This is a genomic window from Quadrisphaera sp. RL12-1S (assembly GCF_014270065.1).
In the GTDB taxonomy this organism is placed as follows: domain Bacteria; phylum Actinomycetota; class Actinomycetes; order Actinomycetales; family Quadrisphaeraceae; genus Quadrisphaera.
In genome coordinates this window covers 401,045-421,654 of record NZ_JACNME010000001.1, presented here as the reverse complement: position 1 = coordinate 421,654, position 20,610 = coordinate 401,045, and the positions used below count along the sequence as shown (strand labels likewise).

20 protein-coding genes are annotated in these 20,610 nt (G+C 75.4%); 17 read left to right on the top strand and 3 right to left on the bottom strand.

All coding sequences use genetic code 11. From position 1 onward, the window contains the following. Positions 1–80: 80 nt before the first annotated feature. The 5 genes from ftsH (at position 81) to H7K62_RS01950 (ending at position 5,243) form a co-directional block, all read left to right on the top strand. On the top strand, positions 81–2,108 hold the full coding sequence (ftsH, locus tag H7K62_RS01970; RefSeq protein ID WP_186715826.1) for an ATP-dependent zinc metalloprotease FtsH: 2,028 nt from the start codon (positions 81–83) through the stop codon (positions 2,106–2,108). Positions 2,109–2,110: 2 nt separating this feature from the next. Next, complete coding sequence (folE, locus tag H7K62_RS01965) at positions 2,111–2,740, top strand: GTP cyclohydrolase I FolE (protein ID WP_370591563.1); 630 nt, start codon at positions 2,111–2,113, stop codon at positions 2,738–2,740. A 66-nt stretch (positions 2,741–2,806) separates the two neighbouring features. Then, positions 2,807–3,661: a dihydropteroate synthase gene (folP, locus tag H7K62_RS01960; protein ID WP_222436889.1), complete on the top strand. Its 855-nt coding sequence runs from the start codon at positions 2,807–2,809 to the stop codon at positions 3,659–3,661. Further along, positions 3,658–4,671: a 2-amino-4-hydroxy-6-hydroxymethyldihydropteridine diphosphokinase gene (gene folK / locus H7K62_RS01955; protein WP_370591562.1), complete on the top strand. Its 1,014-nt coding sequence runs from the start codon at positions 3,658–3,660 to the stop codon at positions 4,669–4,671. The genes folP and folK overlap by 4 nt, the downstream gene beginning before the upstream one ends. Continuing rightward, positions 4,668–5,243: a DUF3180 domain-containing protein gene (locus H7K62_RS01950; RefSeq protein ID WP_186715824.1), complete on the top strand. Its 576-nt coding sequence runs from the start codon at positions 4,668–4,670 to the stop codon at positions 5,241–5,243. Before folK ends, H7K62_RS01950 begins: the two co-directional genes overlap by 4 nt. Here the strand turns inward: H7K62_RS01950 and H7K62_RS01945 are convergent. Then, complete coding sequence (locus H7K62_RS01945; RefSeq protein ID WP_370591561.1) at positions 5,153–6,343, bottom strand: ABC transporter ATP-binding protein; 1,191 nt, start codon at positions 6,341–6,343, stop codon at positions 5,153–5,155. The two genes, H7K62_RS01950 and H7K62_RS01945, sit on opposite strands and share 91 nt — an antisense overlap. Between H7K62_RS01945 and H7K62_RS01940 the strand changes: the two genes are divergently transcribed. From H7K62_RS01940 to H7K62_RS01915, 6 genes are all read left to right on the top strand, one after another. Next, positions 6,317–7,021 (top strand): ABC transporter permease, encoded by a 705-nt coding sequence (locus H7K62_RS01940; protein ID WP_222436887.1) that lies wholly within the window; start codon positions 6,317–6,319, stop codon positions 7,019–7,021. The genes H7K62_RS01945 and H7K62_RS01940 overlap by 27 nt on opposite strands. Positions 7,022–7,034: 13 nt before the next feature. Continuing rightward, entirely contained in the window at positions 7,035–7,775 is a 741-nt protein-coding gene (locus H7K62_RS01935) for an ABC transporter permease (RefSeq protein ID WP_186715822.1), read from the top strand. Between the two features lie 186 nt (positions 7,776–7,961). Then, a complete protein-coding gene (locus H7K62_RS01930) occupies positions 7,962–8,948 on the top strand; it encodes an ABC transporter substrate-binding protein (RefSeq protein WP_186715820.1) in 987 nt (328 codons plus the stop codon). A 225-nt stretch (positions 8,949–9,173) separates the two neighbouring features. Continuing rightward, positions 9,174–9,941 carry a hypothetical protein gene (locus tag H7K62_RS01925; RefSeq protein WP_186715818.1) on the top strand — a complete coding sequence of 256 codons (768 nt, stop codon included), beginning with the start codon at positions 9,174–9,176 and terminating at the stop codon, positions 9,939–9,941. 66 nt (positions 9,942–10,007) lie between these two features. Further along, positions 10,008–10,493 (top strand): PH domain-containing protein, encoded by a 486-nt coding sequence (locus H7K62_RS01920; RefSeq protein WP_186715816.1) that lies wholly within the window; start codon positions 10,008–10,010, stop codon positions 10,491–10,493. Beyond that, positions 10,490–11,953, top strand: coding sequence for a PH domain-containing protein (locus H7K62_RS01915; RefSeq protein ID WP_222436886.1), 1,464 nt, complete (start codon positions 10,490–10,492; stop codon positions 11,951–11,953). Before H7K62_RS01920 ends, H7K62_RS01915 begins: the two co-directional genes overlap by 4 nt. A 20-nt stretch (positions 11,954–11,973) precedes the next feature. On the opposite strand, the gene H7K62_RS01910 is transcribed toward H7K62_RS01915, so the two are convergent. Further along, entirely contained in the window at positions 11,974–12,717 is a 744-nt protein-coding gene (locus H7K62_RS01910; RefSeq protein WP_186715814.1) for a methyltransferase domain-containing protein, read from the bottom strand. 181 nt (positions 12,718–12,898) lie between these two features. Here H7K62_RS01910 and H7K62_RS01905 point away from each other — a divergent pair, with 181 nt between their 5' ends. Both H7K62_RS01905 and panC read left to right on the top strand, forming a co-directional pair. After that, on the top strand, positions 12,899–13,741 hold the full coding sequence (locus H7K62_RS01905) for a Rossmann-like and DUF2520 domain-containing protein (protein WP_370591593.1): 843 nt from the start codon (positions 12,899–12,901) through the stop codon (positions 13,739–13,741). Beyond that, on the top strand, positions 13,738–14,691 hold the full coding sequence (gene panC, locus H7K62_RS01900; protein ID WP_186715812.1) for a pantoate--beta-alanine ligase: 954 nt from the start codon (positions 13,738–13,740) through the stop codon (positions 14,689–14,691). The genes H7K62_RS01905 and panC overlap by 4 nt, the downstream gene beginning before the upstream one ends. On the opposite strand, the gene H7K62_RS01895 is transcribed toward panC, so the two are convergent. Continuing rightward, on the bottom strand, positions 14,676–15,524 hold the full coding sequence (locus H7K62_RS01895) for a class I SAM-dependent methyltransferase (protein ID WP_186715811.1): 849 nt from the start codon (positions 15,522–15,524) through the stop codon (positions 14,676–14,678). The genes panC and H7K62_RS01895 overlap by 16 nt on opposite strands. 161 nt (positions 15,525–15,685) lie before the next feature. On the opposite strand from H7K62_RS01895, the gene lysS reads away from it, so the two are divergent. The 4 genes from lysS to H7K62_RS01875 all read left to right on the top strand — a co-directional run bounded on the left by lysS (position 15,686) and on the right by H7K62_RS01875 (position 20,528). Continuing rightward, positions 15,686–17,155, top strand: coding sequence for a lysine--tRNA ligase (gene lysS / locus H7K62_RS01890; RefSeq protein WP_222436987.1), 1,470 nt, complete (start codon positions 15,686–15,688; stop codon positions 17,153–17,155). Positions 17,156–17,179: 24 nt separating this feature from the next. Next, on the top strand, positions 17,180–17,389 hold the full coding sequence (locus tag H7K62_RS01885; RefSeq protein WP_186716515.1) for a hypothetical protein: 210 nt from the start codon (positions 17,180–17,182) through the stop codon (positions 17,387–17,389). A gap of 1 nt (position 17,390) precedes the next feature. Next, positions 17,391–17,735 carry a histone-like nucleoid-structuring protein Lsr2 gene (locus H7K62_RS01880; protein ID WP_186715809.1) on the top strand — a complete coding sequence of 115 codons (345 nt, stop codon included), beginning with the start codon at positions 17,391–17,393 and terminating at the stop codon, positions 17,733–17,735. A gap of 261 nt (positions 17,736–17,996) precedes the next feature. After that, complete coding sequence (locus tag H7K62_RS01875; RefSeq protein ID WP_186715808.1) at positions 17,997–20,528, top strand: ATP-dependent Clp protease ATP-binding subunit; 2,532 nt, start codon at positions 17,997–17,999, stop codon at positions 20,526–20,528. Positions 20,529–20,610: the final 82 nt, after the last annotated feature.

Sequence of the window (20,610 nt, the reverse complement as noted above, 5' to 3'; positions counted from 1 at the left end):
CGGCGCCCGGGTGCCGCCGGTGTACGGTCGGGCGCCGACCAGCCAGAGGAGAGAGGACGGGCCACGGCCCTCATCCACGCATGAACGCCAGGCGCTTCTTCCGCGGACCGACGGTCTGGATCGTCGGGGCCCTGCTGCTCCTCGTCCTCGCCAGCCAGCTCTTCACGGGCAACCGGACGGCCACCATCGACACCCAGGTGGGCCTGCAGCAGCTGGCCTCCGGGAACGTCTCTCAGGCCAAGGTCGTCGACGGCGACCAGCGCGTGCAGCTGACGCTGAAGCAGCCGCTGGACGGGAACACGGACGTCCAGTTCGACTATGTCAGCGCCCGCGCCAGCGAGGTCGCCACGGCGGTCGCGAACGACGCCCCGAAGTGGACCGACGAGGTGCCGAAGGGCTCCGTGCTCGGCTCGATCCTCATCACCGTCCTGCCGATCCTGCTCTTCCTGGTGCTGTTCTGGTTCCTCTTCGCCAACATGCAGGGCGGCGGCAGCCGCGTCATGCAGTTCGGCAAGTCGCGCGCCAAGCTCGTCTCCAAGGAGGCCCCCAAGGTCACCTTCGCCGACGTCGCGGGCGCCGAGGAGGCCGTCGAGGAGCTGCACGAGATCAAGGAGTTCCTCGCCGAGCCGGCCAAGTTCCAGGCCGTCGGCGCCAAGATCCCCAAGGGCGTGCTGCTGTACGGCCAGCCCGGCACCGGCAAGACCCTGCTGGCCCGCGCCGTCGCGGGTGAGGCGGGCGTGCCGTTCTACTCGATCTCCGGCTCCGACTTCGTGGAGATGTTCGTGGGCGTCGGCGCGAGCCGCGTCCGGGACCTGTTCGAGCAGGCCAAGAACAACGCTCCCGCGATCATCTTCGTGGACGAGATCGACGCCGTCGGCCGCCACCGCGGTGCCGGCATGGGCGGCGGGCACGACGAGCGCGAGCAGACGCTGAACCAGCTCCTCGTGGAGATGGACGGGTTCGACGTCAAGACCAACGTCATCCTCATCGCGGCCACCAACCGGCCCGACATCCTCGACCCGGCCCTGCTGCGCCCGGGCCGCTTCGACCGCCAGATCGCCGTCGAGGCGCCGGACATGAACGGCCGCCACCAGATCCTCCAGGTGCATGCCAAGGGCAAGCCCGTCGCGCCCGACGTCGACCTGCTCGCCGTGGCCCGCCGCACCCCCGGCTTCTCCGGCGCGGACCTCGCCAACGTGCTCAACGAGGCGGCGCTGCTCACGGCGCGCACCAACGGCACCGTCATCGGGGACCGCGAGCTCGACGAGGCGATCGACAGGGTCATCGCCGGCCCGCAGAAGCGGACCCGGCTGATGAACGAGAAGGAGAAGAAGATCACCGCGTACCACGAGGGCGGACACGCCCTGGTGGCGGCGGCGCTGCGGCACACCGACCCGGTGACCAAGGTGACGATCCTCCCGCGCGGCCGCGCGCTCGGCTACACGATGGTGCTCCCGGTGGACGACAAGTACTCCACCACCCGCAACGAGATCCTCGACCAGCTGGCGTACGCCCTGGGCGGGCGCGTCGCGGAGGAGCTGGTCTTCCACGACCCGACCACCGGCGCCAGCAACGACATCGAGAAGGCCACCGACATGGCCCGCAAGATGGTCACGCAGTACGGCATGAGCGAGCGCGTGGGCGCCATCAAGCTGGGCAGCGGCAGCGGCGAGGTCTTCATGGGTCGCGACATGGGCCACGAGCGCGACTACTCCGAGGGCGTCGCCGCCGTCGTCGACGAGGAGGTCCGCCGCCTCATCGAGAACGCGCACGACGAGGCCTGGGAGATCCTCATGGAGCACCGCCAGGTGCTCGACACCCTCGTGGTGCGCCTGCTCGAGGAGGAGACCCTCAACCGCGAGCAGCTCGCCGAGGTCTTCGCGCCCGTGCAGAAGCGCCCGCTGCGGCCGGTGTGGCTCTCCAGCGAGCGCCGGCACGTCGACCAGCGCCCGCCGGTGATGTCCCCCAAGGAGGTCGCCGCGTCGCAGAACGGGTACGCGCACCCGATGGCCCCCCAGGACGAGGCCGCCGCGGCCGGCGAGGACCACCTCGCCGGTGGCGTCCGCGGGCCCGAGGGCTTCCGCACCGACCCCGGCCCCCAGGCCTGACCGTGGCGGCGCCCGCACCCGGCGCCGCCGCGGGGCCCGCCGGCACCGGCGCGGCGGCGCCTGTCGGCCCGGTCGACCTCGACCGGGCCCGCGCCGCCGTCCGGGAGCTGCTGCTGGCCATCGGCGAGGACCCCGACCGCGAGGGGCTGCGGTCCACGCCGGACCGGGTGGCCCGCGCCTGCACGGAGCTGTTCGCCGGTCTGCGGCAGGACCCTGCCGAGGTGCTGGCGACCTCCTTCGACATCGGCCACGACGAGATCGTGGCCGTCCGGGACATCCCCGTCTCCTCGGTGTGCGAGCACCACCTGCTGCCCTTCACCGGGGTCGCGCACGTGGCGTACGTGCCCAGCGCCGACGGGCGCATCACGGGGCTGTCCAAGCTGGCCCGCCTCGTGGACCTCTACGCCCGCCGGCCGCAGGTGCAGGAGCGCCTCACCACGCAGGTGGCCGACGCGCTGGTCGAGCACCTGCACGCGCGCGGGGTCCTCGTCGTGGTGGACTGCGAGCACCTGTGCATGAGCGTGCGGGGCGTGCGGACCCCCGGGGCCCGCACCACCACGTCGGCGGTGCGCGGCGGCATGCGCGACGCCGCCACCCGTGCCGAGGCGCTGAGCCTGGTGCTCGGCCGCTGAGTCGCTGGGACGGGAGCTGACGATCCGGTGGAGCTGGTGAGCGCGCCCGGGGCTGGACCCCGGGCGGTGCGCAGGACCCTGGTCTGGGGCGTGGTGAACACCACCCCGGACTCCTTCAGCGACGGCGGGCTGCACCTGGCGGCCCCCGCCGCCGTCGAGCACGGCCTGGCGCTGGTGGCCCAGGGCGCCGACGTCGTCGACGTCGGCGGCGAGTCGACCCGGCCGGGGGCCACCAGGCCCAGCGAGGCGGAGGAGCTGGCCCGGGTGCTGCCCGTGGTGAGCGCCCTGGCCGACCGGGGCGTGGTGGTCAGCGTGGACACCATGCGCGCCGGCGTGGCGGCTGCCGCGCTGGCGGCCGGCGCCAGCATCGTCAACGACGTCTCGGGCGGGCTCGCCGACCCCGCGATGGCCGACCTGGTGGCCTCCTCGGGCGCCACCTGCGTGCTGGGCCACTGGCGCGGCCACTCCGACACCATGAACGACCTCGCCGTCTACGACGACGTCGTGGCCGAGGTCCGCGCCGAGCTGGGCGCCCGCCTGGCGGCCTTCGAGGCGGCGGGCGCCCGGCCCGGCCAGCTGGTGGCCGACCCCGGGCTGGGCTTCGCCAAGCGCGCCGAGCACGACTGGGCGCTGCTGGCGGCCCTGCCGGAGCTGGTGGGCGCCTGGGGCCGGGTGCTCGTGGGCGCCTCGCGCAAGCGCTTCCTGGGGACGCTGCTCGCCGACGGCGCCAGCTCTGACGGCACCGCCGGCACTGCTGGCGCTCCGGTCGTCCCCCGGCCCCCGGACCAGCGCGACGACGCGACCGCGGCCGTCTCGGCGCTGGCCGCAGCGGCCGGCGCGTGGGGCGTCCGCGTGCACGCGGTGAGGCCCAGCGCCGACGCCGTGCGCGTGGCGGCCCGCTGGGCGGAGGCCGCGGCGTGAGCGGGCTGCTCACCGCGGAGCTGCACGGGGACGTCGTCTCCCTGCGCGGCCTGCGCGCGCGGGGCCGCCACGGCGTCCTGGACGCCGAGCGCCAGCTGGGGCAGGTCTTCACCGCGGACGTCGACCTCCAGGTCGACACGCGGACCGCCGCCGTCACCGACGAGCTGTCCGACGCCGTCGACTACTCCGTGGTCGCCGCCGACGTCGTGGCCGTGCTGGCCGGGGAGCCGGTGCAGCTGGTCGAGGTGCTCGCCGGCCGGGTGGCGAGCGCCTGCCTGGCGCACGCGGGGGTCCGCGCCGTCGCCGTGGCCGTCCACAAGCCGCAGGCGCCGGTCCAGGTGCCCTTCGACGACGTCGTCATCACCGTGGTCCGCCGCCGGGGCGACCTGCTCGACGCCGTCCCCGCACGACCGTACGACGCCGTCGTGGCCCTGGGCGCCAACCTCGGCGACCGCCGGGCGGCGCTGGCCACCGCCGTCAGGGACCTGGCCGCGACGAGCGGCCTGGAGGTGGTGGGCGCGTCCGGGGTGGTGGAGACGGCCGCGGTCGGGCTGCCGGGGGCCGCGCCCCAGCCGGACTACCTCAACGCCGTCGTCCGCCTGCGCTGCGCGCTCTCGCCGCGGGCGCTGCTCGCCGCGTGCCGCGCCGTGGAGTCCGCCCACGGGCGCGACGCGGCCGTGCGCGCCAGCGAGGTGCGGTGGGGCGCGCGCACCCTCGACGTGGACGTCATCGCCTGCGGCGCCCTCGTGGCCGCGGACGGCGCCCACGCCGACGGCAGGCCCGCGCTGGAGGTGCCGCACCCCCGCGCCCGCGTCCGCGCGTTCGTGCTGGTGCCGTGGGCGCGGCTGGCCCCGGACGACCTGCTGCCCGGAGCCGGTCGCGTGGCCGACGTGCTGGCCGACCTCGCCGCCTCGGACCCCGCGGCCGTCGCGGACGTGCGCAGCAGGCCCGACGTCGTGCTGGCCGGTGCGGACGGGACGACCGGCCCCGCGGCGGGAGGCGGCGCGTGAGCCCCCTGCGCACCCGGGTCCTGCTGGCCGTGGCGCTGGTCGCCGGGGTGCTGACGTGGGTGGCGCTCGACGTCGTCGACGGCACCGGTGCCGCGGTGCCCATGCCGTGGACGGTCCCGGTGCTGCTCGTGGTCCTGGCGGTGGCCGTGCTGTCGGTCGGCAGGCCGGTGCGGCGCTGGAACCAGGGCCACCGCGACCGCCCGCTCGACGCGCTGCGGGCCGCGCGCACCGTGGTGGTGGCCCAGGCCGCGGGCGTCACGGGCGCCGCGCTGGCCGGCGCCTACGGCGGGTTCGTGGCCCTCCTGCTGCCGATGCTCGGCATCGAGGTCCGGCGGGACCGGATGCTCCTCGCGCTGGCGGCCATGGCGGCGTCGCTGCTGCTGCTCGTCTCGGGCGTCGTGGTGGAGCGGTGGTGCCGCCTGCCCCCCGACGACGACGCCGACGGGCGCGCCGGCCGTCCGCAGGGTCGTCGCAGCGGCGGTCAGACCGGGACGTCGTCGCGCGAGCCCGGCGAGGGCGAGGTGCGGCGCAGCGCCGAGTACACCCCGTCGGGCGTGAGCACCCCGACGTAGCGGTCGCCGTCGAGCACGGGCAGCCACCCCGCGTCGTGCTGGACGATCTCCGCCAGGCCCTTGCGCAGCGAGTCACCCACGCTGATCGTCTCGTCGAAGCGGCGCGCCACCTGGCTGACGGTCGTGCCCGGGGCGTCCTGGGCCAGGTGCCGCAGCGACACCCACCCGCGCAGCGCCCCGGACCGGTCCAGCACCACGGCGTAGGGCTCGGCGGCGCCGTCGATGGCGGCGCGTGCGGTGGCGAGGTCGTCGTCGACGAGCACGGTGGCGGGGTGGGCCAGGTCCTGCGCCTCCACCGGGGTCACGGCGAGGCGGCGCAGCCCGCGGTCGGAGCCGGCGAAGTCGGCCACGAACTCGTTGGCCGGCGCTCCGAGCACCGTGGCCGGGTCGGCGAACTGCTCGAGCCTGCCGCCCTGGGAGAACACCGCGATCCGGTCCGCGAGGCGCACGGCCTCGTCGATGTCGTGGGTGACGATGAGCACGGTCTTGTGGAGCTCGGCCTGGATGCGGCGGAACTCGCCCTGCAGGCGGTCGCGGGCGATGGGGTCGACGGCGCCGAACGGCTCGTCCATGAGCAGCACCGGCGGGTCCGCCGCCAGGCCCCGGGCCACCCCGATGCGCTGCTGCTGCCCGCCGGACAGCTCGTGGGGGTACCTGCGGGCGTACTGCGAGGCCGGCAGGCCCACCAGCTCGAGCATCTCCTCCACGCGGGCGCTCGTCCGGCGCCTGTCCCAGCCGAGCAGCTGGGGCACCGTGGCGACGTTGTCCGCCACCGTGAGGTGGGGGAACAGCCCGACCCGCTGGATGACGTAGCCGATCTCGCGGCGCAGCTTCACCGGGTCCGCGCGGGTGACGTCGCGGCCGCCGATCTCGATGCGACCCGCTGTCGGCTCGATGAGCCGGTTGACCATGCGCAGGGTGGTGGACTTGCCGCAGCCGCTGGGGCCCACGAGGGCGACCATCTCGCCGGCCTCGACGGCCAGGTCGAGGTGGGCCACGGCCAGCGTCCCGTCCGGGTAGCGCTTCTCGACGCCGTCGAGCCGGATGGTGCTGCCGGGGGTAGCGTCCCCGCCGTGTCCCTGATCGCGGGTGGTGTCCACAGCGCGACCCTCTCCGAGAACTGCCTGGTCCGCAACGACTGGGTCTGTCCGCTGTACGTGCAGACCCGTTCGGACCTGCTGCTGCAGGCCCTCGGCCAGCACCTGTACCTCGTGCTGGTCTCCCTCGCGGTGGGCGCGGTCCTGGCGGTGCCGCTGGCGGTGCTCGCGCACCGGGTCAAGCGGGCCCGCGGGCTGACGCTGGGCGTGACCACCGTGATCTACACGATCCCGTCGCTGGCGCTGTTCATCCTCCTGCTGCCGATGACGGGGCTGACGTCCACCACCGTGGTCATCGCGCTGGCGCTGTACTCGCTGACGATCCTCGTGCGCAACATCCTCGTGGGGCTCGACGGCGTGGACCCGGAGGTCCGTGACGCCGCCGCCGGCATGGGCCTGTCGTCCTGGCGGACCCTGTGGCGCGTGGAGGCGCCGCTGGCGCTGCCCTCGGCCATGGCCGGGCTGCGGGTGGCGGCGGTGTCCACGGTGGCGCTGGCCACCGTCGGGGCGATCATCGGCCAGGGCGGCCTCGGCAACCTCATCACCACCGGCTACTCCTCCAACTTCAACGCCCAGGTCCTCACCGCCTCGCTGCTCTGCGTGGTCATGGCGGTGGTCTTCGACCTGCTGCTCCTGGGCGCCCAGCGGCTGGCCACGCCGTGGCGCCGGGGCCGGGCGTGAGGGGGGAGCGCTGATGGACTGGCTCACCGGCATCCCGGCCTGGTTCGCGGACCCCGCCAACTGGCGCGGCGAGGCGGGCGTCCCGACCCTCTTCCTGCAGCACCTGGGCTACTCCGCCGCCTCCCTGGGCCTGGCGTGCCTGGTCGCGCTCCCCGTCGGCGTCTGGCTCGGGCACACCGGCCGCGGTGGGGTGCTGGCGCAGCAGGTGGGCAACGCCGGGCGCGCCGTCCCCGTGCTCGCGCTGCTCGGCATTCTCCTGCTGGTGCCCGGGTTCGGCCGCACGTGGTGGACGCTCATCCTCTGCTTCACGCTCTTCGCCGTCCCGCCCGTGCTCACCAACGCCTACACGGGGATGCGCGAGGTGGACCGCGGCGCTGTCGACGCCGCCACCGGCATGGGCATGTCCGACGGCGAGGTGCTGCGGCGCGTGGAGCTGCCGCTGGCCACCCCCCTGATCATGAACGGGGTGCGGCAGGCCGCCGTGCAGGTGGTGGCCACCACCTCGATCGCGGCGATCTTCGCCTTCGGCGGGCTCGGCCGGATCATCACCCGCGCCACCGGCAGCGCGGGCATCGACCTCTCGGCGGCGCTGGCCGGGACCCTGCTCATCGCCGCGTTCGCACTGGCCGTGGAGTACGGGCTGGCGTGGGTCGGTCGCCGGGCCGATCCCGTGGCGCGCGCTCGCAGGGCGTCGCGGCGCAGGTCCGGACGGGTGGACGACCCGCCGGCGGTGGGAGCCGTTACGACATCGTGACCGCTCCTCGGAGCGCGCTGGGCGCTCTCATGGGGTTGCATGCCGAACAGCACGTGCACGCATCACTGCACGGGCCGCGGTGGCCGGGCCGGCCGCGGTGCTCGCGCGCCGCGCCGGTCGAGATGACGGCTCCCGCCCGACACGCGCGGCCCTGACCGGGCCGCGGGACACAGAAGGCGGTCCGTCGTGACCTCGTTCCGCAGGCGCACCCGCGCATCCCTCCTCATCGCCGGCGTCGCCGGCGCCGTGCTGGCGCTCAGCTCCTGCGCGGCCGACAGCGTCCAGTCCGGCGGTGCCGCCTCGAGCACCGGTGCGTCCTCGTCCGGGGGCGGTTCCACCCAGACGATCGTGGTGGGCGGCCCCGACTTCACCGAGGCCGCGATCATGGAGCAGCTGTACGCCCAGGTCCTCCAGGGCGCCGGCTACCAGACGAGCGTCGTCACGGCCAGCAACCGCGAGGTCTACTTCGGCCAGCTCGCCTCCGGCGAGATCGACGTCGTCCCCGAGTACGCCGCCACGCTCGCCGAGTACCTCAACCAGCAGAAGAACGGCAAGGGCGCCAGCCCCATCGCCACCAACGACGCCACCGCCACCGTCAGCGCCGCCCAGCCGCTGGCGCAGGAGAAGGGCGTCACCCTGCTCGACCCGGCCCAGGCGGCGGACCAGAACGCCTTCGCCGTGACGCAGAAGTACGCCTCCGAGAACAACCTCAAGACCCTGTCCGACCTCGGGGCCAAGGGGCAGGCGGTGACCCTGGCGGCCACCGAGGAGTGCCCGCAGCGCCCGTTCTGCCAGCCCGGGCTGGAGAGCACCTACGGCATCAAGGTGGGCAACCTGCTGCCGCTCGGCTTCGACACCCCCGCGGTCAAGCAGTCGGTGCAGAAGGGCGAGAGCCAGCTCGGCCTGGTCGCCACCACGGACGGGACGCTGGACCAGTTCGGCCTCGTCGTGCTCGAGGACGACAAGAAGCTCCAGCTGGCCGACAACCTCGTGCCGGCCGTCTCCAAGGACGTCGCGGGCGACGCGAAGCTGACGGAGGCGCTGAACAAGCTGGCGTCGGTGCTGACCACCGCCGACCTGAAGACGCTCAACGGCCAGGTGGACGGCGAGCGCCAGCTCCCCGAGGCCGTCGCCAAGGCGTACCTGCAGGACAAGGGCCTCATCAAGGGCTGACCGCCCCGCTCGGCCGCTGCTCGACCAGCGCAGGGCGCCCCGTGCCGGTCCTCCTGGCACAGGGGCGCCCCGTGCTGTTCGGGGGAGTGCTGCGGCCGGACCAGCGGTGGCCGGAGGACCAGGGCGACGACGCGCCCGACCGCGTGGCAGATGTGACTTGAGTGAATTCAGTGACGTGTGGCGTGTCGTGAGTCTTGCGAGGCGGGCGAGGCCTATGTTTCACACATGGCCTCCACCGCCCGCCACCGCGCCTCCACCTCGCCCCTGACCTGGGCCGCGCGCAGCCTCATCACCGCCACCACGGTCCCCGTGGGCGCTCTCGCCGGCTGCGTCGTCGCCGCCGTCGCCGCCACCGCCCAGAACCCCGGCCTGGGGGTGGCGGGCCTCGCCGCCGCCGGCGTGCCGCTGACGCTGTCGGGCCTGCGCGCCCGCCACCGCGCCCGCCGCGGCCAGGTCCGCGGCCGCCACGCCGCCGGCCTCGAGCAGGTCTGGCCCCTCGCCGAGGAGCGGGCCCAGCACGCCGACGTGCTGTCCCCGGTCCGCCTCGACCCGGCTGTCGACGCCGAGGCGCCCTCCCCGGCCGCGTTCCGCGCGCTCGAGCTGGTCCCCGTCGCCCCTGCCGCCGTCGAGGTCCTCGCCGCCGGCGCGGACGAGGCGGTCGACGTCGTCGAGGTGGTCCGCGCCGCGGAGCGCGAGGAGGCCACCGTGCTCCAGCTCCCGATGATCATCCCGTCCCAGCGCCTGGAGCCCGCTCTCGAGCGCGACGCCGCCGCCGCGACCGCGGACGCGGCCGGCGCCGAGGAGACCGCCTGCGCCGAGGTCGTCGTCCACGTGGCGGCCGCCACGGGTGAGGTCGCCGTGCACGTCGGTCCGCCGGCCTCGCTCGTCGCCCCCGAGCAGCGCGCCCTGGAGATCGCCCAGCTGAAGCGCCTGTGGGCCGTGGGCACCGGTCCCGACACGGGCTCCCTGCGCACAGCGGCCCCCGCGGCCTGACCCGTTCGCCGGTCGCGAGCGGGTCCCCCCTGGCGCCCGCGGACCGGGCAGGGGGACGCTGAGGGCGTGAGCACCCCGTTCGACCTGCCCGGCGTGGAGTGGACCCCGGTGTCCGACCGGCTGGTCCTCGGACGGCGCCTGGTGGCCTCGGCGGGGGTCGCGCTCGGGCTGGCCCTGGTCGTGGCGGGCGCGGTGCTGCTGTGGTCGCCCTGGTGGCTGGCGGCCGCGGCGGTGCTGCTGGCGCTGGAGGGCTGGCAGTGGTGGCTCGCCGGCCGCCAGGTCCGGGCCATCGGGTACGCCGAGCGCGAGGAGGACCTGCTCGTGCGCCGCGGCATCCTGTTCCGCTCGCTGGCCGTGGTGCCCTACGGGCGGATGCAGTACGTGGACGTCTCCGCCGGCCCGCTCGAGCGGTGGCTGGGCATCGCCACCGTGCAGCTGCACACGGCCTCGGCCAGCAGCGACGCGACCATCCCCGGACTGCGCCCGGAGGAGGCCGCACGGCTGCGCGACCGGCTGTCGCGCCGCGGCGAGGCCCGGCTGGCCGGGCTGTGAGCGCGGGTCCCCCGGTGCCGCAGGGCGACCCGGGCGCCGTCCCGCAGGGGGCGACGCCCGTCGCGCCGGCGCCCGCTGCCGGCGCGCCCCGGTGGGAGCGGCTGCACCCGGTGACCCCGGTCCTGCGCAGCTGGCGCGTGCTCGTGCTGCTGCTGTTCCTCTACGCGCAGGAGCGCGGCCGCAGCGCGGTGGACGGCCGGGGACTGCCCGGGCACGTGGAGCTCCTCATCGCGCTGGCGGCCCTGGTGGGGTGCGTCGTGGTGGCGGTGGCCGCGTCGGCGCTGGCCTGGCGCGCCACGCGGTTCACGGTGGACGACGAGGCGGTCCGCCTGCACAGCGGGGTCATCGGGAAGCGGCAGCGGGTGGCGCGCCTGGACCGGCTGCAGGCGGTGGACGTGGTGCAGCCGCTGGTGGCGCGGCTGCTCGGGTTCGCCGAGCTGCGGGTGGAGGTGGCCGGCGGCGCCGGGTCGCAGGTGCGGCTCGCGTACCTGCGGGAGGCGGACGCGCAGCGCCTGCGCAACCTGCTGCTGGCGCGCTCGGCGGGGCTGGCCTTCGAGGGCGAGGCCGCCCCGGAGGCGCCCGAGCAGCAGCTGGTGGAGGTGCCGTTCGGGAGGGTCGCGGCGTCCGTCGCGCTGTCCGGCGCGGCGGTGGCCCTCGTCGTCGTCCTCGTGGGCCTGGTGGTGGCGGCGGTGACCACGGGGGAGGCCGGCCTCCTCCTGGCCGCCCCCGCGCCCCTGCTCGGCCTGGCCGGCAGCGTCTGGACCGCGCTGTCCAAGAGCGCCAACTGGCGCATCGCCACCTCCCCGGACGGGCTGCGCCTGCGGTCCGGCCTGCTGGAGAGCCGCACGCAGACCGTCCCGCCGGGCCGCGTCCAGGCCGTGCGGCTGACCCAGCCGCTGCTGTGGCGCCCTCTTGGGTGGTGGCGGGTGCAGGTCAACGTGGCCGGGTTCGCGGGGGAGGGGCAGGAGAGCCAGGCGGCCAGCACCCTGCTGCCCGTGGCCACGGCCGGGGAGGCGGCCACCGTGCTGGCGCTCGCGATGCCCGCCCTCCACGACGACCTCGGCGCCGGGGGGCTCGGCCGCGGGATGCGCGGCACCTCGCCCGACGGCGGCTGGCTCGTGGCGCCGCGCGCGGCGCGCTGGGTGGACCCGGTGTCCTGGCGGCGCCGCGGAGCCCTGGTCACCGAGCACGCCCTGCTGCTGCGCCGCGGACGGCTGCGCCGCGAGCTCGACGTGGTGCCGCACGAGCGGACGCAGTCGCTGGCCGTGGAGCAGGGGCCGCTGCAGCGCCGGCTCGGCCTCGCCACGCTCGCGCTGCACTCCACGCCCGGGCCGGTGAGGCCGCGGGCCGAGCACCTGTCGGCCGCGCAGGCGCTGGCCCTGCTCGACGAGCAGGCCGGTCGCGCGCGCACGGCGCGCGCCGCCGCGGGCCCGGAGCGGTGGATGGAGCGCGCCGGCTGACCCGCCGCCGTCGGGGCCGCTCAGTCCCGGCGGAGCACCACGGCGACGTCGGTCACCGTGAAGAGGAACTGGCCCGCCGCGGCGAGCGCGCGCAGCTCCTCCATCCACCCGGACGCGCGGGCGGCGAGCACCGGGTCGTCCTGGGAGGCTGCCAGCACGCCGGTGGCGACCTTCCAGGCCAGGGAGCCGTCGTCGAAGCGGCGGTGCGGGTCCGCCCACGACGTCGCCGTCTCCACGCTCCAGCCGGCCCCCCGCCGCGCGGCGCTCGCGGCGAGCGCCAGCAGCTTGCGGCCCATGAACCCGTCGGAGCGCCCGGGGCCCGGGGCGGCCGCGGTGAACCTGTCCACCAGGGTCCGGGTCAGCTGGTCGTCGGTGCTGGTGAACAGCGCGGTGTCCCAGTCGGAGTGGGCCAGCACGCACAGGCCGCCGGGACGCAGCACGCGGTGCACCTCCGCGAGGTGGGCCACGGGGTCGCCGAGGTGCTCAGCGGTGTTGAGGGACACCACGCGGTCCAGCTCGCCGTCGCGCCACGGCAGCGGGGAGTCGAGGTCGGTGATGCGGCTGCGCACCCGGGCGTCGGCCAGCAGGTCGTCGTCGAGGGCGGAGACGTGGTCGAGCGCGTGCACCAGCCGCGGGGGGTGCGCCCCGGGCGGCGGGTCGAGCAGCGCTCTCACCGTGCGCCCGCTGCCGCAGCCGACGTCGGCCACCACGAGCCCCTCGGCGTCCAGGCGCGCCAGCTCCGCCACGCGCTCGTGCCGTCCCACGCGGCGACCCTAGCCGCCGGCCGCAGCCCGGACGGGCGCAGGCGACCACGTGCCGCGCCGCCGCCGCACGTAGGCTCCCCGGGTGCTGGAGGACGACGACGCAGGTCGCCCCGCCCGGCGACGGCCCGCCCCCGGGCGCCTGGGCGTCGGCGTGGTGGGCGCCGGGCGGGTGGGTGCGGTCATGGGCGCCGCGCTGCGCGCCGCCGGCCACGCGGTGGTCGGGGCGTCGGCGGTCTCGGAGGCCAGCCTCGAGCGGGTCGCCACCCTGCTCCCCGGGGTGCCCGTGCTGGAGGTCCCGGAGGTGGTGGAGCGGGCCGAGCTGGTGCTGCTCGCCGTCCCCGACGACGTCCTCGCCGACCTGGTCGCCGGCCTGGCGGCCACCGGCAGCTGGCAGCCGGGCCAGCTGGTGGTCCACACCAGCGGCCGCCACGGCACCGCGGTGCTCGAGCCCGCACGGGCGGCCGGCGCGATCCCCCTGGCCCTGCACCCGGCCATGACCTTCACCGGGACGAGCCTGGACCTGGTCCGCCTCACCGACGCCGTGGTCGGGGTGACGGCCCCGGCGCCCGTCCTGCCCGTGGCGCAGGCGCTGGTGGTCGAGGTGGGCGCCGAGCCGGTGGTGGTCGAAGAGGCCGACCGCGCGCTCTACCACGCCGCCCTCTCGCACGGCAGCAACCACCTGGTGACCCTCGTGGCGCAGGCCGCGGAGGTGCTGCGCGCCGCGGGGCTGGAGCGCACCGACCGCGTGCTCGGACCGCTGCTGCACGCCGCCCTCGACGGCGCCCTGCGCAGCGGTGACGACGCGCTGACGGGTCCCGTGGCGCGGGGGGACGCCGGCACGCTGGCGGCGCACCGCGCCGTCCTGGGCCGTGCGGCCGCCGAGGGCCTCGTGGGTCCCGACGTCCCCGCCGTCCACCTGGCCCTGGCGCGCGCCACCGCCGCACGCGCCCGGGCGGACGGGCGGCTGACCGGCCTGCCCGCCGCCGACGTCGACAGCGCCCTGCAGAGCGGAGACGCCCCGTGACCACCACCCCCGCCCCCGGGGGCAGCGCCCCGGCGCCGCGCCCGTCCGTCCCGCTGCTCGTGCGCACGCGCGCCGAGCTGTCGCAGGCGCGCGCCGCCCTGAGCGGGCGCGTCGCCGTCGTCATGACGATGGGGGCGCTGCACGCCGGGCACGCCTCCCTGGTGGCGGCGGCCCGCGAGCGCGCCGACGCCGTGGTCGTGACGATCTTCCTCAACCCGCTGCAGTTCGAGGCCGGCGCCGACCTGGCCCGCTACCCGCGCACGCTCGACGCGGACCTCGCGCTGCTCGGCGGGGTGGGCGCCGACGTCGTGTTCGCGCCGTCCCCGGACGTGGTCTACCCCGACGGCGACCCCGCCGTCCGGGTGTCCTCGGGCCGCCTCGGCGGCGTGCTCGAGGGGGCGTCGCGCCCGGGCCACTTCGACGGCGTGCTCACGGTGGTCGCCAAGCTGATGCACCTCGTGCGCCCCGACGTCGCCCTGTTCGGGCAGAAGGACGCCCAGCAGCTGCTGCTGGTGCGGCGCATGGTGCGTGACCTCGACCTCGCGGTGGAGGTGGTGGCCGTGCCGACCGTCCGCGACGACGACGGCCTGGCGCTGTCCAGCCGCAACGCGCACCTGTCACCGCTGGACCGGGAGGTCGCCCTGGTCCTGTCGCGGGCCCTGCGGGCCGGGGAGGCGGCGGCGCCGGAGGGCGCCAGCGCCGTGCGCCGCGCCGCCCGCGACGTGCTGGTGGGCGAGCCGCTGGCGCGGGTCGACTACCTGGCCCTGGTGGACCCGGACACCCTCGACGACGTCCCGGAGCACTTCCGCGGGCCGGCGCTGCTGGCGGTGGCCGCCAAGGTCGGGCCCACGCGGCTGATCGACAACCTGCCCCTGGTGGTGGGCAGGTGGTCGGCGCCGCCCGCCGACCGCACCTCCGCGCGGCCGGCGGCGGCTCAGGGCAGCCGGTAGCGGAAGCAGCGGCACACCTGCGGCAGCAGCACCGACCCGTCGGGCCCGGCCGCGGCGTCCGCGAGCTCCCGCACGCGCCGCAGCAGGTCCTCCCGGTCCTGGCTCAGAGCCAGCCCGGAGTAGGTGGAGGCCATGGCGACCACGTCGTCCACGGAGGCGAGGCGCTGCGCCGCCGGGAACGACGCCCGCTCCCGCACGGCACCGCGCAGCGGCACCCGGGGCCACCAGCCCTCGTCGGCGAGGTCGCGCGCGTGGGCGCCGGCCGACACCTCGTCAGCGCCGGTGGTCCCGCCGAGCCGCTCCCCGGCGAACAGCGCCTCCAGCTCGGCGGCCCACCCGACCTCCGCGTCGCGCACCACCCAGGCCAGGCCCAGCACCCCGCCGGGGCGCAGCACCCGCGCCACCTCGGCCGCGGCGGCCGCGGGGCGCAGCCAGTGCCAGGCCTGCCCCACCACGACGGCGTCCACGGAGGCGTCCGGCAGGGGCACGTGCTCGGCGGTGCCCGCCACCGCCCTCACCTGCGCGCGGGGGGAGTCCGACAGCCACTGCCGCAGCACGGCGAGCATGCCGTCGCTGGGGTCCACGGACACCACCCGGTGCCCGAGACGGGCCAGCGCCCGGGTCACCTTGCCGGTGCCGGCGGCGAGGTCGAGCACGTCCAGGGGCCCGGCCGGCGAGCCCGTCAGCCAGGCGACGGCCTCGTCGGGGTGGTCCGGGCGCAGCCGGTCGTACCGCTCCGCGTCCACGAGGGTGCCGAAGGACGTGCGCCTCGCCTCGTCGTCGGCCTGGGGCGCGTCACCGGACGGGGGCGCGACGTCGGGGTGGTCAGCCACCACCCGATCCCAGCACGCCCAGGCCCGCAGCGGGAGCCCCGGGCCGGTCCCCCGGGGTCCGGATACCCTCGGGGACCGTGCCCGAGGTCCCACCCGCCCCCGCCCCCAGCGCCGCCGACGGCGCCCCCGCCGAGGCGGAGGCTGACCTCGCGGCGGAGCAGCTGCCCGAGCAGCTGCGCGTGCGCCGGGAGAAGCGGCAGCGGCTCCTGGACGCCGGTGTGGAGCCCTACCCGGTCTCCGTGCCGCGCACCGCGTCGCTGGCGCAGGTCCGCGCGGCGCACGCCGGGCTGGCCGACGGGGAGGAGACCGACGTCGTCGTCTCCGTGGCGGGGCGGGTCGTGTTCCAGCGCGGCACCGGCAAGCTGGCCTTCGCCACCCTCCAGGACGGCGACGGCACGCGCCTGCAGGTGATGCTCAGCCTCGCCGAGGTCGGCGCCGACGCGCTCGCGGCGTGGAAGTCCGACGTCGACCTGGGCGACGTCGTCTCCGCCACCGGGCGCGTGGTGCAGTCCAAGCGCGGCGAGCTGAGCGTCATGGCCACCTCCTGGGCGATGGCCACCAAGGCCCTGCGTCCGCTGCCGGTGCTCCACAAGGAGACCAGCGAGGAGGTCCGGGTGCGCCAGCGCTACGTCGACCTCATCGTCCGCCCCGAGGCGCGGGCGGTGGTCCGCACGCGCGCCGCCGTCGTCCGCTCGCTGCGCTCGACGTTCGACGGCTTGGGCTACCTCGAGCTCGAGACCCCCATGCTGCAGACGCTGCACGGCGGCGCTGCCGCGCGGCCGTTCGTCACGCACTCCAACGCCTTCGACATCGAGCTGTACCTGCGCATCGCCCCGGAGCTGTTCCTCAAGCGCGCCGTGGTGGGCGGTCTGGACCGCGCCTTCGAGATCAACCGCAACTTCCGCAACGAGGGCGCAGACTCCTCGCACTCCCCGGAGTTCGCGATGCTGGAGTTCTACGAGGCCTACGCCGACTACGACCTCATGGCCGAGCGCACCCGCGAGCTCGTCCAGACCGCGGCGCGCGACGCCCTCGGCTCGACCACGGTCCTCCTGGCCGACGGCACCGAGTACGAGCTCGGCGGCACCTGGGCGCAGCTGTCGATGTACCCCTCCCTGTCCGAGGCCCTGGGCGAGGCGATCACCCCCGGGACGCCGCGCTCGGTGCTGGTGGAGCGCGCCGAGCGCCTCGGCGTGGGCGTGGCGCCCACCGCCTCCGCGGGCAAGCTCGTCGAGGAGCTGTGGGAGCACCTCGTGGGCGACCACCTGGTCGCGCCCACCTTCGTGCGCGACTTCCCCCTGGAGACCTCCCCCCTCACCAAGTCGCACCGCTCGGTGCCCGGCGTGGTGGAGAAGTGGGACCTCTACGTGCGTGGCTTCGAGCTGGCCACCGGCTACTCCGAGCTCAACGACCCGGTGGTCCAGCGCGAGCGCCTGGAGGAGCAGGCCCGCCTCGGCGCCGCCGGGGACGACGAGGCGATGCCCGTCGACGAGGACTTCCTGCGCGCCATGGAGGTGGGCATGCCCCCCGCGGGCGGCGTCGGCATGGGCATCGACAGGCTGCTCATGGCGCTCACGGGTCTCGGCATCCGCGAGACCATCCTGTTCCCGCTGGTCAAGCCGGAGGCCTGACCAGCGGGTACCGTTCCTCCCGTGATGGCCGCGATCGCCGCGCTGACGCCCCCCGTCGGGGTGGCCCTGCTCTTCTGGTTCGTCATGCGCGCCGTGCTGCGGGCCGACCGCAGCGAGCGCGAGGCCATGGCGGCCCTGGACCGGGCCGACGCGCAGCGCGAGGCGGAGCAGCGGGCCGCGCGCGAGCGGGCGTCGTCGTCCTCCGCTCCCGCGGCACCGGGCGAGGTGCGCTGAGGTGGCGCAGACGCTGCAGGTGGTGCTCGTCGACGACCTCGACGGCGGTCCGGCGGACCAGACCGTCACCTTCTCCCTCGACGGGACCGACTACGAGATCGACCTGTCGGCCGAGAACGCCGCGCGCCTGCGCGACGACCTCGCGGTCTGGGTGGGGCACGCCCGGAGGACGACGACGGTCCGCCGCGCCCGCTCCGGTGCGGCCCCGGGCGCCGGTGCCGCCGCGGACGGCGTCGACGTCGCCGCCGTACGGGCGTGGGCGCGCGAGAACGGCCACACGGTGAACGAGCGGGGCCGGGTCCCGGCCGCCGTGGTCGAGGCCTACCGGGCGGCCACCGGCGCCTGAGGCCCTGTCGGCGCAGCGTCCGCCACCAGCGAACAGGCGGTGCGCCCCGGAGCGGAACACCCCCCTGACCTGGGAGCGTTGCTCCCTGTGACGGGAGGCCGACCCGGCCCTCCCCACCCGGGGCGATCACGGGACGGGCGCGAGCCCGCACCGGTGTCGCACCCCGGGGATAGCATCGTCAGGGTCAGTGAGGTCGTCCGGCCCACCGGTGGCAGCCGGTGAGCGGGGTTCCGCACCGCCCACGCTCGCGAGGAGCGCACCATGTTCGAGAGGTTCACCGACCGCGCCCGCCGCGTCGTCGTCCTGGCTCAGGAAGAGGCCAGGATGCTCAACCACAACTACATCGGCACCGAGCACATCCTGCTCGGGCTGATCCACGAGGGTGAGGGCGTCGCCGCCAAGGCGATGGAGTCCCTCGGCATCTCGCTCGACTCCGTGCGCGAGCAGGTGCAGGAGATCATCGGCCAGGGCCAGCAGGCGCCGTCGGGCCACATCCCCTTCACCCCGCGCGCCAAGAAGGTGCTCGAGCTGTCCCTGCGCGAGGCGCTGCAGCTCGGCCACAACTACATCGGCACCGAGCACATCCTGCTCGGCCTCATCCGCGAGGGCGAGGGCGTCGCCGCCCAGGTGCTCGTCAAGCTGGGCGCCGACCTCAACCGCGTCCGCCAGCAGGTGCTGCAGCTGCTGAGCGGCTACCAGGGCAAGGAGCCCGCCACCGCCGGCGGCCCCCAGGAGGGCACCCCGTCGGGCTCCCTCGTGCTCGACCAGTTCGGCCGCAACCTCACCCAGGCCGCCCGCGAGGGCAAGCTCGACCCGGTGATCGGTCGCGGCAAGGAGGTGGAGCGCGTCATGCAGGTGCTCTCCCGCCGCACCAAGAACAACCCCGTCCTCATCGGTGAGCCCGGCGTCGGCAAGACCGCCGTCGTCGAGGGCCTGGCGCAGTCCGTGGTCCGCGGCGAGGTGCCCGAGACGCTGAAGGACAAGCAGCTCTACACCCTCGACCTCGGCGCGCTGGTGGCCGGCAGCCGCTACCGCGGTGACTTCGAGGAGCGCCTCAAGAAGGTGCTCAAGGAGATCCGCACCCGCGGCGACATCATCCTGTTCATCGACGAGATCCACACCCTCGTCGGGGCGGGCGCCGCCGAGGGCGCGATCGACGCCGCGAGCATCCTCAAGCCGATGCTCGCCCGCGGTGAGCTGCAGACCATCGGTGCCACCACGCTCGACGAGTACCGCAAGCACATCGAGAAGGACCCGGCGCTCGAGCGCCGCTTCCAGCCGATCCTCGTGGCCGAGCCGAACCTGGCCCACGCCATCGAGATCCTCAAGGGCCTGCGCGACCGCTACGAGGCGCACCACCGCGTCTCCATCACCGACGGCGCCCTCGTGGCCGCCGCCACCCTGGCCGACCGGTACGTCAACGACCGGTACCTGCCGGACAAGGCGATCGACCTCATCGACGAGGCGGGCGCGCGACTGCGCATCCGCCGCATGACGGCTCCGCCGGACCTGCGCGAGTTCGACGAGAAGATCGCCGAGGTGCGGCGCGAGAAGGAGAGCGCGATCGACGCGCAGGACTTCGAGAAGGCCGCCTCCCTGCGCGACTCCGAGAAGAAGCTGCTGGCGGCCAAGGCCGAGCGCGAGAAGCAGTGGAAGGCCGGCGACATGGACGTGGTCGCCGAGGTCGACGAGGAGCTGATCGCGGAGGTCCTCGCCACGGCCACCGGCATCCCGCTGGTGCGCCTGACCGAGGAGGAGTCCAGCCGCCTGCTGAACATGGAGGCCGAGCTCCACAAGCGGGTCATCGGCCAGAACGACGCCATCAAGGCGCTGTCGCAGGCCATCCGGCGCACCCGCGCCGGCCTCAAGGACCCCAAGCGCCCCGGCGGCTCGTTCATCTTCGCCGGCCCCACCGGTGTCGGGAAGACCGAGCTGGCCAAGGCCCTGGCGGAGTTCCTCTTCGGCGAGGAGGACGCGCTCATCCAGCTGGACATGAGCGAGTTCTCCGAGAAGCACACCGTGTCGCGGCTGTTCGGCTCGCCCCCCGGCTACGTCGGGTACGAGGAGGGCGGCCAGCTCACGGAGAAGGTGCGGCGGCGCCCGTTCTCGGTGGTCCTGTTCGACGAGGTGGAGAAGGCCCACGCCGACATCTTCAACTCGCTGCTGCAGATCCTCGAGGACGGCCGGCTCACCGACTCCCAGGGTCGCACGGTCGACTTCAAGAACACCGTGATCATCATGACGACCAACCTGGGCACCCGGGACATCGCCAAGGGCCTGCAGATGGGCTTCCAGGCCGGTGGTGACCTGAGCACCTCGTACGACCGCATGAAGATCAAGGTCAACGAGGAGCTCAAGACCCACTTCCGGCCGGAGTTCCTCAACCGCGTCGACGACGTGGTGGTCTTCCCGCAGCTCACGCAGGACGAGATCATCCAGATCGTCGACCTGATGATCGCCAAGGTCGACCAGCGCATGAAGGACCGCGACATGGGCCTGGAGCTGACCCAGCCCGCCAAGGACCTGCTGGCCACCCGCGGCTACGACCCCGTGCTCGGTGCGCGCCCGCTGCGCCGCACCATCCAGCGCGAGATCGAGGACGCGCTGAGCGAGAAGATCCTCTACGGCGAGCTGACGGCCGGCGAGATCGTGCTGGTGGACGTCGAGGGGGAGGGCGCCGCGGCGCGCTTCACCTTCACGGGCACGCGCAAGTCGCCCATCCCCGAGGTGGCGGCCGTCGGCGCGAGCTCGGCGCCGGTGGACGGCCCCGCTCCGGCGGAGGACGCGTCCTGACGCCAGGCACCGCGTGACGAGGAGCCCCCGACCCCCCCACGGGTCGGGGGCTCCTCGCGTCGCCGCCGCAGGTGCATCGGGC